This is a genomic window from Janthinobacterium sp. SUN120, from assembly GCF_030397735.1.
GTDB classification, from domain to species: domain Bacteria; phylum Pseudomonadota; class Gammaproteobacteria; order Burkholderiales; family Burkholderiaceae_D; genus Janthinobacterium; species Janthinobacterium kumbetense.
Genome location: NZ_JAPUBW010000006.1, coordinates 316,294 through 330,476 on the forward strand (window position 1 = coordinate 316,294; position 14,183 = coordinate 330,476).

General features: G+C 65.2%; 5 protein-coding genes. 3 read left to right on the forward strand and 2 right to left on the reverse strand.

All coding sequences use genetic code 11. The annotated features are described in order from the left end of the window. Nucleotides 1–53: 53 nt before the first annotated feature. Nucleotides 54–269, forward strand: coding sequence for a hypothetical protein (locus tag O0879_RS25935; protein WP_289919489.1), 216 nt, complete (start codon nt 54–56; stop codon nt 267–269). Here O0879_RS25935 and O0879_RS25940 read toward each other — a convergent pair. Then, nucleotides 266–8,956: a glucoamylase family protein gene (locus O0879_RS25940; RefSeq protein ID WP_354670200.1), complete on the reverse strand. Its 8,691-nt coding sequence runs from the start codon at nt 8,954–8,956 to the stop codon at nt 266–268. The genes O0879_RS25935 and O0879_RS25940 overlap by 4 nt on opposite strands. Before the next feature lie 342 nt (nt 8,957–9,298). Continuing rightward, nucleotides 9,299–11,326 carry an aminotransferase class V-fold PLP-dependent enzyme gene (locus tag O0879_RS25945; protein WP_289919491.1) on the reverse strand — a complete coding sequence of 676 codons (2,028 nt, stop codon included), beginning with the start codon at nt 11,324–11,326 and terminating at the stop codon, nt 9,299–9,301. Nucleotides 11,327–11,480: 154 nt separating this feature from the next. Between O0879_RS25945 and O0879_RS25950 the strand changes: the two genes are divergently transcribed. Continuing rightward, a complete protein-coding gene (locus O0879_RS25950) occupies nt 11,481–11,978 on the forward strand; it encodes an Lrp/AsnC family transcriptional regulator (RefSeq protein ID WP_289905822.1) in 498 nt (165 codons plus the stop codon). A gap of 189 nt (nt 11,979–12,167) precedes the next feature. Further along, on the forward strand, nt 12,168–14,168 hold the full coding sequence (locus tag O0879_RS25955) for a methyl-accepting chemotaxis protein (RefSeq protein ID WP_289919493.1): 2,001 nt from the start codon (nt 12,168–12,170) through the stop codon (nt 14,166–14,168). Nucleotides 14,169–14,183: the final 15 nt, after the last annotated feature.

Consider the following 14,183-nt stretch of genomic DNA (forward strand, 5'->3'; position numbering starts at 1 on the left):
ATGAATACTGGCGCGGTGCCACCTGGTGGTCACCGCGCTTTCTTGAGGAATCTATGCATTTGAATGGAAAGATGGCAGCGCTGTGCCTGGCCGCCTGCGCAAGCCAGTTGCCCGCTGCCACGGCGGCACCTACGCCCCCTCAGCTCGCAACGCAATCCGAGCCCGCCGTACGCACGCGCGACCTGCTGTTGCTGGGCGCCGGCCTGATCCTGCTGCTTGGCAGGCGCCGGCCCGAATACGATACGTGGCATGTACGGCTGCAAGACTAAACCAGCAGTAGCACTGCGTACTCGCGGCCCTCGTCGCGCAGGGCGATGCTGTTGCCACCCTGTGCCACGCCATCGAGCGACAAGCCCGCAGGCCGTCCCTGCGCCTGTTCCACCGTGATGGCATAGCTGCTGGCGCCAAAGCGGTAATGCAGCTTGAAGCTGTTCCACTCTGCGGGCATGACCGGCACCATGCGCAGCACGTCCGCTTCGCGCGTCAAACCGAGCAGGGATTCGACGATCAGCCGGTACAGCCAGCCCGACGACCCCGTGTACCAGCTCCAGCCGCCCCGTCCCACGTGGGGCGCCACGGCATACACGTCGGCCGTCACCACGTAGGGCTCGACCTTGTAGCGCTGCACCGCCTGCGCGTCAACGCCGTGGCGCACGGGATTGATCATGCGCAGCAGTTCCCACGCTTTTTCGCCATCGCCCAGGCGGGCAAACGCCATCGCCGTCCAGATGGCCGCATGCGTGTATTGGCCGCCGTTCTCGCGCACGCCCGGCACGTAGCCGCGGATATAGCCGGGATTCAGGCTGGACTTATCGAACGGCGGATCGAGCAGCTGGATCACACCCGAATCGCGGCGCACCAGCCGTGCATCGACCTGGCGCATGGCGCCGGCGACCCGTTCCCTGTTGGCCGCGCCCGACAGCACACCCCAGCTTTGCGAAATCGAATCGATCTGGCATTCCTCGTTCGTGTGCGATCCCAATGGTGTGCCGTCGTCGAAATACGCGCGCCGGTACCATTCGCCATCCCACGCATGTTCCTCGACGTTGGCCGCCAGCTTCACGGCTTCATCGCGGCAGAACTGGGCAAACGGCGCATCGCCGCGCAGCACGGCCACTTCGGCGAAACGCTGCAGCACTTCATACAGAAAGAAGGCCAGCCACACGCTCTCGCCCTTGCCATGCTCGCCCACCTTGTCCATGCCGTCATTCCAGTCGCAGGAACCGATCAGCGGCAAGCCGTGCACGCCCAGGCGCAAACCGTGGCGGATGGCGCGCACGCAGTGTTCGTACAGGTCGGCCGACTCGCCCGAGCGCACGGGCAGGTCGTAATACGAATCCTCTTCCGGCTTGACGGCGCGCCCCTCGATGAAGGGCGCCACTTCCGACAGCACGTTGACGTCGCCCGTGGCGATCACGTAGCGGCAAGTAGCCAGCGGCAGCCACAGATAGTCGTCGGAACAGTGAGTGCGCACGCCCCGGTCCGACGGTGGATGCCACCAGTGCTGCACGTCGCCCTCGACGAACTGGTGCGCCGCGCACAGCAGCAAGTGCTTGCGCAGCAGCTGCGGCGCTGTGTGGATCATCGCCATCGCATCCTGCAGTTGGTCGCGGAAGCCGTAGGCGCCACCCGACTGGTAATAGCCGCTGCGCGCCCACAGGCGGCAGGCGATGGTCTGGTACATCAGCCAGCCATTGGCGATCACATCGAGCGATGGATCGGGCGTCTCGATGCGCACGGCCCCCAGGGTGCTGTCCCAGTGCGCCCGCACGGCGTCGAGCGCCATGCGGGCGGCTTCCTTGCCCGCATGGCGCTGCACCATGGTGCTGGCGTCCGCATTGCGGCGCCCGCCCACGCCGAGCAGGAAAACGATTTCGCGCTCCTGCCCCGGCTGCAGTTCAAACGGTACCTGGATCGCTGCGCACGGGTCCAATCCCGTGCCCGCCTTGCCGGACAGGCGCACGCGGCGCAAGGCGGCTGGCTGCGCCAGACTGCCATTGCGGCCGATGAATTCATTGCGGTCGCAAGTGATGGAACGGATGCTGGCATCCGTATTGAAAAAGCCGACCCGGCCCGAAAACTCCGTGTTGTAGTTATTGCGCGCAAACAGGGCGCCGCTGATCGTATCGACTTCGGTGGCCACGTGCATGCCGGACTTGGCGCGCAGGTCGGCCATCACCCATTCCACATAGCCCGTGACGGACAGGCGGCGCGGTACGCCGCTGTCGTTACGCACCTTGATGACAGAGTATTTGACGGCCGCATCGAGCGCCACATAGGTGCACAATTCGGTGGCGATGCCCCCTTCGCTGTGCTCGAACACGCTATAGCCGAAGCCGTGGCGCGTGACGTAGTCGCCGCTGCCGCGCGCGGGCAGGGACGAGGGCGACCAGAACTGGCCGCTCTGCTCATCGCGCACATAGAACGCTTCGCCGGACAGGTCGGAGACTGGGTCGTTCTGCCATGGCGTGAGGCGGAATTCATGCGCATTTTCGCTCCAGGTATACGCCTGGCCGGCTTCGGACACCACGGTGCCGAATTGCGCATTGGCCAGCACGTTCGACCATGGCGCCGGCGTCTGTTTATTTTCTCCCGTGGTGATCACATATTCACGTCCATCGGGCGTGAAACCGCCCAAGCCATTTTCCAGGATCAGCTCGCGCTTTGGTGCCCGGTGCGGCACGCCGCCATGCTCGCGAGCCGGGTCCTGCAGCAGCGGCGGCATGCGCAGCACGGGGCTGGGCGGGCGCTTGACCTGCTCGGCCAGGGTGCCGCGCAAGTCGCTGATGATGGCGCGCGCCACCGATTGCAGCAAGATGCGGTCTTCATTGGCGATCTGCTCGGCCAGGCGCACGAAGATGCCGCCTGGGCGGTCGATCGCCTGTGCATCGATGCCCGAGGCGATCAGGCCCATGATCTGGTCGTGCAGCAGTTGGCGGTAGCCCGATTGCTCTTCATACCAGATCACCAGGTCGACGATCAGGCCTTTCAAGCGCCAGTAGGCATGCGCCTGCACCATCTGGCGCGCCAACTCGATATTGGCCGAATCGCGTATCTGCAGCAGCACGATGGGCAAGTCGCCGGAAATGGCATACGCCCACAGGCCGGACTGGCCGCGCTGGTTCTTGATCAGGATGCTGGCCTCGGCGCGCAGGGCCGCATTCGGATAGATCACGGCATTAGCCAGGCGCGCATACAGCTGCGCGTCCGCTTCGCTGGCATTCAACTGGCGCAGCACCACCTGGCTGTGCGTCCAGGCCAGTTCGAACACGCGGTCGGCCAGGTGGCGGTCCTGGTATTTGTCGATCAGGTGCAGTGCCGCCTCGCGCTGCTCGACCATGCCCGTCACGCTGTCGACCGTCACGGCCTGATCGGGGGCCAGCGTGATGACGTAGCGGATCGCCACGATGGGGTCCAGTACGGAACCGTGGCCGCCACTGAGCGGCCCGCTTTCCTGCAGCGCCAGCGGCAATTGCGCCGTGTTGCCGCGGCCGATGAAGCGCGCGCGGTCCGTCTCGAACGAGACTTCGTAGCGCTCGATATCGTGCACGGTCATCACGTGCAGCAGCCACGGCATCTGCTCGTCTTTCGAGCGGGGCCGGCGCGTACACAGGATCGCATTTTCATGCGCGAGGATTTCCGTCTGCACGAACAGCTTGCTGAACGCGGGATGGGCCGCATCGGCCGCCGCCGGCGCCATCACCACTTCGGAGAAACTGGTGATCTCGATGCGCCGCTGGCGGTTCGAATTATTGCTGATGCGCGTGCGTCGGATTTCAATGTCGTCCTCGGGCGAGACGACGATTTCCGTGTACAGGTCCAGGCCGTGATCGGCGCGGCGGAACTCAGCCCGCCCCTCCGAAAAAATCACTTCATATTTCTTCGGTTCGGCCAGGGTCGGCTGGTACATGGTGGACCAGACGGCGCCGTCGTCGAGGTCGCGCAGATAGCAGAAATTGCCCCAGTTATCGCGCGTGCTGTCTTCGCGCCAGCGCGTCACGGACAGGTCTTTCCAGCGGCTGTAGCTGCCGCCCGCATTGCTCACCATGACGTGGTAGCGGCCATTCGACAGCAGCTGCGTTTCCGGCACGGCGCTGTTGGCCTGCGTGAGGATGCGCATCGGCATGGCCTGCTCCGGCGCGCCGCTGCGCAGCACCGCCAGTTCGGCCGTGTTCGAGTAAAACGCGCCGGCCTGCGGCGTGCGTTCCTGCAGCACCAGCAAGGCCGATTGCAGCAGCGGATCGGACTCGAAACGGCGCTGCATCGGGCGGTCGTGCAGCAGGTAACTGAGGGCCAAAAAGCCCATGCCCTGGTGGTGCACCATGAAGGAGCGGATGATGGCGCTGCCCTGCCCGCGCGGCAGGCGCGCCGTGGTGAAATCGATGGCTTCAAAGAAGCCGTAGCGGCCCATGTAGCCGGCCGCCTGCATGCGCTGCAGGTTCTGGCACGCCGCTTCCGGCTGCACCATCAGGCCCATCATGCTGGCGTACGGCGCTACCACCAGGTCGTCGGCCAGGCCCCGCTTCAAGCCCAGCCCCGGCACGCCAAACGCGCGGTACTGGTAATTCAGGCTGGCATCGACCGTGTTGTAGCCGGACTCGGAAATCCCCCACGGCACATCGCGCTGGCGTCCGTAATCGATCTGCGCCTCGATGACGGAGTGGTACGTCTGATCGAGCAGGGTGTTCGGATAATTCGGCATCACCAGCAGCGGCATCAGGTATTCGAACATCGAGCCGCTCCATGACAGCAGCACGGGCTGCCCCGCCACCATGCACAGCTGGCGGCCCAGCGCGAACCAGTGCTCCTGCGGCAGCTGCCCCTGGGCGATGGCGATGAAGCTGGCCAGGCGCACTTCGGAGGCCAATAAATCGTAGTAGCTGGGATCCAGGCGCCGTTCGCTGACGTTGTAGCCGATGGCCAGCAGTTTTGTCGACGGGTTGTACAGGAACGCGTATTCGATCTGCGCAAAGTCGCGCGCCTGGCCCGCCGCGTGGGCGATGTCGCGCATGTGGCGTCCTGCCTGGTCGCGGCCTTGCGCCAGCAAGGCGGCCAGCTCGCCAGGCAGGCCTTCCGGTGTTTCCAGGTTAGCCAGTTCGCGCAGGGTCGGCACGCGCATCAGCGCCGCATCGACATCCGCCTGCCCCGCCCACGGCGCCAGTTGCAGCAATTCGGCCAGCGCCGCGCGGCACTGGCGCGCCAGCGCACCCGCCCACATGGACAGTTCGCCATCCTCGCTTTGCAGGGTCAGCGACAGCAGCGCGTCGGCCGCGCCATTCACCGTGCCCAGGTAGGCATGCCATTCGCCCAGAGTGGCGGGATTTGCCGCTGCCTGCAGCAGGCTCATGCTGTCGCGCATGGCCTTGCCCTCGCCTTCGGCGGCGATGAATTCCTGCAGCACCTGCGCCGTCGTGCGGATGCCCTGCACCACCTGCACACCGATGATGGGCGCGTCGTACAGTTCCACCAGTCCCGGCTGCAAGGTCAGCAGATGGCCGGCCAGGTTGCCGCTGTCGACCGTCGAAATGTACATCGGTTGCAGCGCCTTGAGCGTTTGCGTGTCGTACCAGTTATAGAAGTGGCCCTGGAAGCGTTCCAGTTCGCCCATGCTGTGCAGGGTGGCGCGGCTGCGCTCGATCAACTGCCCCAGGGTGAGGTAACCGAAATCGTATGCCGTCAAATTCGCCAGCAGCGCCAGGCCGATATTCGTCGGCGAGGTGCGGTGCGCCACCACCAGGTTCGGATGCTCCTGCATGTTATCGGGCGGCAGCCAGTGGTCATCGGGACCGACGAAGGTATCGAAATACGCCCAGGTCTTGCGCGCCACGCCATGCAGGAAACGTCCCTGCTCGGCCGACAGGCGCGCCACGGCCCGCTCGATGGGGCGGCTGATCCACCAGGCGATGGCGGGTGCGGCCAGCCACAACAGCAGTACCACGGCGGCGGCCGGCAAGGCTTGCGGGCGCCAGGCCAGCAAGCCGCCAAAGGCGGCCAGCGCCAGCGCGGGCGAGCACCACATGGCGCGCCAGCTGTCGGCCTGCGAACCTGACGATGTGTGCAGGTTCGAGGCGCGCCAGTCGAGCAAGTGCTTGTGCGAGACGCCCAGGCGCCACAGGGTGCGCGCGATGGCGTCCAGGCTGATCCACGCTTCGTACGGCAGGAAGACGAGGGTCAGCATGGCGTGCGAAAACTGCACGCCGCAGCGACGCTCGAACGCGGCCAGGTGCTGGCGCCACAGGGTGTCGCGCGGTTTGCGCAGCAAATCGTACAGGGCGGAAAACACGGGCGGCAGGAAGATGATGGCCAGCACCGCCGCGCTCCAGAAGGCCACGTGCGGCAAAAAGCCCCACACCAGCAGCAGCGACAAGGTGGTGGCCGGCGCCACGACGCTGCGGCGCAGGTTGTCGAACAGCTTCCAGCGCGACAGCATCGACAGGGGATTGCGTTCGCGCTTGCCGGCGCGGCCCGGCACCCGGCCCAGCAGCCAGCCGAGCAGCTGCCAGTCGCCGCGTATCCAGCGCTGGCGCCGGCTCACGTCGGCGTCGTAGCGGGCCGGATATTCCTCGTACAGTTGCGAGTCGCTGAGCAGCCCGGCGCGCAGGTAACAGCCTTCCAATAAATCGTGGCTGAGGATTTTATTGTCGGGCAGGCGCTGGCCCAGCACGCGCTCGAACATGTCGAGGTCATAGATGCCCTTGCCGATGAAGGAGCCTTCATAAAACACATCCTGGTACAGGTCCGACACGGTGCGCGTGTAGGGGTCGATGCCCGGCTCACCGCCGCACAGCAGCTCGTAGCGCGAAGCGTTCGCGCTGGGCAGCGCCACGGCCACGCGCGGCTGCAGGATGCCGTAACCGGCCACCACGCGCGTGCCGGCCGCGTCCAGCACGGGGCGGTTCAGCGGGTGCATCATGGTGGCGATGAATTCGCGCGCCGCATCGCGCGGCAACTGCGTATCCGTGTCGAGCGTGATCACGTATTTGATCGTGCGCAGGCCGCGCAATTCGCCTTCCACCAGCGAGAATTTGTCGCGCGCGCCGCCGCGCAAAAACGCGTGCAGGTCGGACAATTTGCCGCGCTTGCGCTCCTGCCCCATCCACGTATTCTGCTGCGAATTCCACAGGCGCGGACGGTGCAGCAGCAGGAACGGCCCCACATGGCCCAGCTCCTCGTGGCCGGCCGGATCGCCGTTTTCCTTGAACGCGACACCCTCCACGCGGTATTTCTCGTTCAAGCCGCGGATGATGTCCTGCGCCTGGCGCAGCAGAGCGTCGTCGCCCGGCATCGTTTGCGCCTGCGCGTCGACAAAGTCCGTCAGCAGGCAAAAGCGCAGGTTCGGGTCGCGGTTGGCGAGATAGCGCACTTCCAGCGCCTCGCACAGAGCCGCCACGTTGTCCTCGCTGTAGATCAGGGTCGGCACGACGACGATGCCGCGCGCATCCGATGGAATGCCGGCCTGGTAATCCATGCGCGGCAGCGGATGCGGCGACGTCATCAGGGTCGCCAGCCAGTTCACCACGGCCACGGACAGCTGGCTGCTGCCCAGCAGCGCCAGCGCGCCCAGCGCCGCCAGGGGCCAGCCCTGCACGCCATGGCGCACGGCGCGCTCGAGCAGCAAGGCGCTCGTCGCCAGGGTCAGGAACGAGATCGCGCCCAGGTAGACGGCCAGCGGCGCCGCGCGCGCCGTATGCTGCAGCGCCTCGATGAAGGGCAGTTTCGCGCCGGCCTGCTTTTCCAGCACCAGCACGCCGCGCCCCACCAGGTAAAAGCCGATGTGGCCGCGGCGCGCGTCATTGCCGTTGCCATGCGTGTGCGCCAGCTGCACCACCATCTCGGCCACTTCCACTTCGCTGCGCGCGCTGCGCCTAGCGATGCGTTCGATGGCGTGGCGGTAGCTGTCGCGCGTGGCGAAATCCATCAAGCCATAGGTGCCGGCCGGATCGAGGCGCAAGGTCTGCTCGACCACGCTCATGGTCTCGACGAATTCCTGCCAATCCATGGTACCGAGAAAACGCAGGCTGCCGATGCTGTTGGCGATCGACACCTGGTCGGCCGCCTGTTGCCCGATTTCGGACTGGATCTGCTGCTCGATGGTGAGGCCCGACTCGGCCAGCTTGTGCGTCAGCCACGACAGCGCCAGGGTCAGCGACGAACTTTGCCCCTGCAGGCGGCGCGACAATTCGGCCACGAAGGCGCTGGTCATGGGCGGGTTCGAACGGGCCATGTCGGCCACCAGCAGGATCAAGCCGCTGGGATTGCGCTCGGCGATCTCCGTCATCTGGTCGGCCCAGGTATTGGCCAGGTCGCGCTGCATGCGGTCGTCGGCCACGCGCGCGGCGACGCGGCGCAGGTTTTCGATCAGGGCCAGGCGCAGCATGATGGGCACGGCCCACAGCTCACCCAGGGTCAAGGTGGCCACGTCCTGGTAAGCCTCGACGAAGTGGCACAGGTTTTCCAGGTCGACGCGGCCATCGCCGTGCGAGATGATTTCCAGCGCGATCTTGTACACGCGCGGGCAGCCAGCGTCCGCGCCGGAAGTCAGGCGTGGCAACTCCTTGCTGTAGTTCTTCGGCAGGTGGCGCCGCGTGGTGCGGATCTGCTCTTCGATCAGATAGAAATTATCGAGCAGCCATTCCGAGGCGGGCGTGACCTGGCGTCCGCTCTTGACGGTCGCCGTCAGCTCGTTGACGGTGGCCGTGATCAGGGCCGCATTGTCGGCCAGGCGCGCCAGCAGGCGGTCGCGCCCATGGTGTCGTCCTACCGCATGGCCGGCGGCCACGTGCTTGCCGTGGGCCGCCATCTGCATGGCGCTGAATAATTCGGAACGCAAGGGCAAGGCATCGTCGCGCGCGGCGTCGAAGGTCTCCGGTGCAAGGGAATGGTCGCGGAAGATTTCTTTAACTTTTGAAATCTGTTCCTTGATCTGCTGCGTGACAACTGCTGTGTACTCTTTCAACTTGGCCTCGCTAGGTGCGCGCAGGCAGCCAGCGGCCGCCGTCACGCTGGCCCAGTCTGGAAGAACACGATCGGACACTGGCGAAGACGGAAAGCGAAGCGCCGGAGCGTTGCGACGAATCTCAGGGTGTAGGGAGATTTTCTCAACTTCATCGTAGGGGCGCCCTGCGCGCAAGACCGTGCGCTAGCGTACATACCCGGCGCTTTAGGGGCGTGCCGGCAAAGAAATCAGCGAGTGAAACGGGAGAAAGATTCCTGGAGGAAATGAACAGAGGAAAAGGAGTAGCGGCACCGTGCCAATGATGACACGGTGCAATATTTCAAGGAAGAAAGTTCAAGCCGCTCAGGCAGCGATAGCCAGCGGGTGACGCGTCGCCTCCGCCATCGCCATGCCGCCGTTGAGCTGCCATGCCGCGCCGTGACCGAGGCGGCGCAGGCAGGCGGCGGCGCGCGCGCTGCGGTTACCGCTGCGGCAGAAAAAGACCAGCGGGCGCTGCGGCTGCTGCAACCATTCAGCCACCTGTCCCGCCAGGCGGCTCAGCGGTAGGCTGTGCACGGCGCAGCCCTCAAATACCGTGCCGGCGCACGCCGCGTGTTCATACGCTTCGCGCACGTCGACGAGGATGGCGTCGGGATGCTGGCGCAGGAAGGCGGGCAAAGCGGCCGCATCGAGCTGCAGTTCGGCGCTCGGCACGATACCGTCCCGTACGGTGCGCACGGTACCGCAAATGCCGCCATCGTCGCCTGACGCGCACAGCACGGTGTCTTGCGTCACCAGCGCCGCATCCAGCAAGGGCGTCAGCGCCTCGGGCGCCAGGGCACCGATGAAGGCAAAGCGCTGCTCCAGCAGATACACATGGTTTTCGCCACACTCGACGCGTCGCAGGCGCTGCTGGCCCAGTGCCAGCTCACCGTCGATATCGATGCGGCCCACCTGTTCGATGGCGAGTTCCTGCAGTAAGGCCAGGCGCGCCACGCCATGGTCGGCCGGGGCGGCCGTGTGCACGATGGCGCGCAAGGCCAGGTGCTGGCAGCGGATGTAGGCGGCCAGGCGCGGCACCAGGGCGGCGACGGGATCGATGACGACGCAACTGGCGCTGGCAGCGTCGCTGAGCAGCCAGGTGCACTGGCCATCGACGCTCAGCTGGATCACGCCGTCCTGCGGCGATGGCGCCAGCGCCGATGGCAGCAAACAGCTGCTGCGCAGCGCTTCGCCGCAGCGCTCGATGCGCGCGCAGGCGGCCGTCACCGTCGCCGCATCGATCAGGGGGCCGAACGACAAACGGATGGCCGAGCTGGCGCGCCATTGCGGCACGTGCATCGCTTCCAGCACATAGCTGGGCAGGGCCTTGGCGGCGGAACAGGCGCTGCCCGAGCTGACGCGCACGCGCGCCGCGTCGAACAGGTCCAGCAGCTCTTTCGAGGACAAGCCGGGCACGGAAAAATTGAGCGTCGTCGGCAGCGACAAGTCGAACGGCATATTGAACACGATGCCGGGGAAAGCGCGTTCCAGGCTGGCCACCAGCTGCTCGCGGAAAGCAGCCAGGTCGGCGTGGCTGCGGAAGGTCTTGCCATCGTCGAGCGCGGCCAGCACGGCGCCAAGGGCGGCGATGCCGGCCATGTTTTCCGTGCCCGAGCGCAGGCCCGCTTCCTGGCCGCCCCCCATCATCAGAGGGGTGAACGGCGCGCCGGCGCGCACATACAGCATGCCGATGCCCTTGGGCGCATACAGCTTGTGGCCGGAAAACGGCGCGTAATCGATGCGCGTGGCGGCCAGGTTCAGCTTCAGCTTGCCCAGCGCCTGCACGCAATCGACCATCCAGTAGGCATCGGCGCCCCGTTCCTGCAGCAGCTGGGCGATGGCGGACAAGTCGCTGACGACGCCCGTTTCATTATTCGCCGCCATCGTGCACAGCATGGCCGCATCGCCGATCAGCGCATCGAGCGCCTGCAGATCGTGGCGCCCCTGCGCATCGACAGGCAGCTTGCGCACTTCCAGGTTCAGGCCCAGGAGCCGGTTCCAGTGCGCCAGGCTTTCCGGCACGGCCTTGTGCTCGGTCGCGCCATACAGCAGCAGGCTGCCGATGCGCTTGCCCGCGTCGCGCCGTTCGCGCAGCGCGCACAGGGCCGACAGCACGGCCGTCTGGATGCCTTCGGTGGCGCCGCTGTTGAACATAAACCGGCCGTCGCCCACGCCCAGCAGGCCGCTGGCGCGCTGGCGCACGCCATCCATCATGGCCTTGGCCTGCAATCCCGTCGCGTGGGTGCTGCTGGGATTGCCATAGCCCTGCTCCATCGCTTGCCGGGCGGCGGCAACGGCGGCGGGCAGCACGCAAGTGGTGGCATTGCTGTCGAGGTAGATTTCTTTCATGATGGCAGTCTGGGGATTCTATAAATAAAGGGGCAGCGCTGGCGGCTGGAACGTATGAACAGTCTACCGGCACCCGTCCGTGAAGATATGCCAAAAGACACTGCAAACACGGTAATATGTAGCATGTTCATGCTATAAAAATAGGAATAGTAAAATGCATTCACCAAACAGCCCGCTCGACAAATTCGACTGCGCCATCCTGGCCGCCCTGCAGCAGGATGGCACCTTGTCGATCGCCGCCCTCAGCGAGAAGATCGGCTTGTCGAGCACGCCGTGCTGGAAGCGGGTCAAGCGCCTGGAGGAAGAGGGCTATATCGAAAGCCGCGTGGCCATCGTCAACCGGCAAAAAGTGGGTTTGCCCGTGACCGTCTTCGTCAGCGTGCGCACTGGCCAGCACGATGAAAAATGGCTGCGCCGTTTCGCCGCCGCCGTCATCGTCTTGCCCGAGGTGCAGGAATTTCACCGCATGAGCGGCGATATCGACTACCTGCTGAAAGTCGTTACCACCGACATCAAGGGCTACGACACCTTCTATAAAAAGCTCATCAAGGCGGTGCAGCTGACGGGCGTGTCGTCCGCCTTCTCCATGGAACAAATCAAGTGCAGCACGGAATTGCCGCTGGAATTGATCGCCCACGGCTTGCCTGCTTGACCCATTTTCCCCGCATGGCGAACAAGCATGAAAAATCGGCATGATTGCCTGCCTCTTACGTTGCCGCATTGCAACATAAATAGCCTGAAAGCAGCAATGGTGCAGTGAAACGCACGGCCCGGCCGGTATACTGCAGGCTTGCCTGCCCGCTTTTCTGCCGATTGTGCAGGCCATCATTCAAGGTCTTCCATGTCACTGCTCCGCCGTCTCTCCATCCAGAAAAAACTCCTGTTCAGCATGGGCTTGTGCCTGCTGCTCTTCATGGCGATCTCGTCCTTTCTCAGCGTGCGCATGAGCAGCGATTACGTGCGCGAACGCGTCGTCGGCCAGGAATTGCCGGCGCAGGTGGGCGAGATCCGCAACGATGTGCTGCGCCAGATCAGCCAGCCCCTGTCCGTGGTGCAGACCATGGCCAACGATGTCTACCTGCAAGACTGGGAAGACGCCGGCTTGCCCGACAGCGGTATCGCCACCTTCCAGCGCTACGCCGCCGTGGTCAAGGAAAAGAACAAGGCCGCCTCGATCAACTGGGCGTCGGCCAGCACGGGCAAGTATTTCACCACGGAAGGCTTGCTGCGCACCTTGGACAAGAACCAGGCCGCCGACCAGTGGTTTTATGGCTTGCTGGCCGGCGACAAGGCCTATACGCTCGACATCGACAAGGCGGAAAACTCCAGCGACCTGATGCTGTACCTGAATGCGCGCGGCCAGACGGCGGGCGGCAAGCAGATCGCGGCCGGCCTGGGCCTGTCCATCAATGCACTGGCCGACACCATCCGCAGCTACAAGATCGGCCAGACGGGCCATGTCTACCTGGCGCGCGCCAACGGCGTGCTGCTGGTGCACCGCGACACGGCCCTGGCCGACGGCAAGCATCTGCTCAAGGATTTGCCCGGCTTTAGCGATACCCTGAGCAAGAGCCTGCTGACGGGCAACAAGTACGCGTACGCCATCTACGACGCGCCGGCGGGACGCCAGTTCGTCGCCGCCTCCTTCGTGCCGGAATTGAATCTGTATGTGATGGCCGAGGTGCCGGAAGCGGAAGTGCTGGGCAACGTCACGCGTTCGGCCCTGATCGCTGCCCTGATCGCCGGCCTGGTGGGCGGCGGCATCGCCCTGCTCATCATTTATGTCATCAGCCGCGCCATCGCCGCCCCCGTCGCGCGCGCGGCCGACATGCTCAGCGAGATCGCCAGCGGGAACGGCGACTTGAGCCGCCGCATGCCCGTCGAATCCGAAGACGAGGTCGGCGCCCTGGCCGCCGCCTTCAACCGCTTCGTCGCGTCGCTGAACGTGACGATACGCGAAGTTCGCGACAGTACCGGGGCGATTGCCAGCGCATCGAGCCAGATCGCGTCGGGCAACCTGGACCTGTCGGCGCGTACGGAAGCCCAGGCGTCAAGCCTGGAAGAGACGGCGGCGGCCATGGAAGAACTGACATCGACCGTGAAACAGAACGCGGATAACGCGCGTCAGGCCAACCAGTTGGTGGTGTCGGCTTCAAGCCACGCCGTCAAGGGCGGCGAAGTAGTCGGACAAGTCGTGCAGACGATGGGTGCGATTACGGAGAGTTCACGCAAGATAGCAGATATTATCGGCGTGATCGACGGCATTGCCTTCCAAACCAATATCCTCGCGCTGAACGCGGCGGTCGAGGCGGCGCGGGCGGGCGAACAGGGACGCGGCTTTGCCGTGGTGGCAACCGAGGTGCGCAACCTGGCGCAGAGGTCAAGCCAGGCAGCGAAGGAAATCAAGGACTTGATCGTCGACTCGGGCAGCAAGGTGGACGCGGGCAGCAAGCTGGTCGACTCGGCCGGCGCCACCATGCAAGACATCGTCGTCTCCGTGCAAAGAGTCGCCGACCTGATGGGAGAAATCGCTTCGGCCAGCCAGGAGCAAAGCCAGGGCATCGCGCAAGTCAATGCCACGGTCACGCAGATGGATGACGCCACCCAGCAAAATGCGGCCCTGGTGGAAGAAGCGGCGGCGGCAGCCCAGTCCCTGCAAGACCAGGCGGGACGGCTGGCGCAGGTCGTCAGCGTCTTCAAGCTGGAAGAAACCGCGCATGCCGCGCAGCAGCCGGCCGGCAAGCCGGCGCTGCCCAAGCCGGTCCGCCCGGCACGGGCCAAGGCAGCGGCACCCGCAGCGCGCCCGACGGCGTCGGCCAGCGATGCGTGGGAAGAGTTTTAAGGGTGCTGGGAAACG

What these genes read in the sequence shown, in the direction of transcription:
- O0879_RS25935 (WP_289919489.1), top strand. Translation starts at nt 54, where the DNA reads ATGCATTTGAATGGAAAGATGGCAGCGCTGTGCCTGGCCGCCTGCGCA.
- O0879_RS25945 (WP_289919491.1), bottom strand. Translation starts at nt 11,326, where the DNA reads ATGAAAGAAATCTACCTCGACAGCAATGCCACCACTTGCGTGCTGCCC.
- O0879_RS25950 (WP_289905822.1), top strand. Translation starts at nt 11,481, where the DNA reads ATGCATTCACCAAACAGCCCGCTCGACAAATTCGACTGCGCCATCCTG.
- O0879_RS25955 (WP_289919493.1), top strand. Translation starts at nt 12,168, where the DNA reads ATGTCACTGCTCCGCCGTCTCTCCATCCAGAAAAAACTCCTGTTCAGC.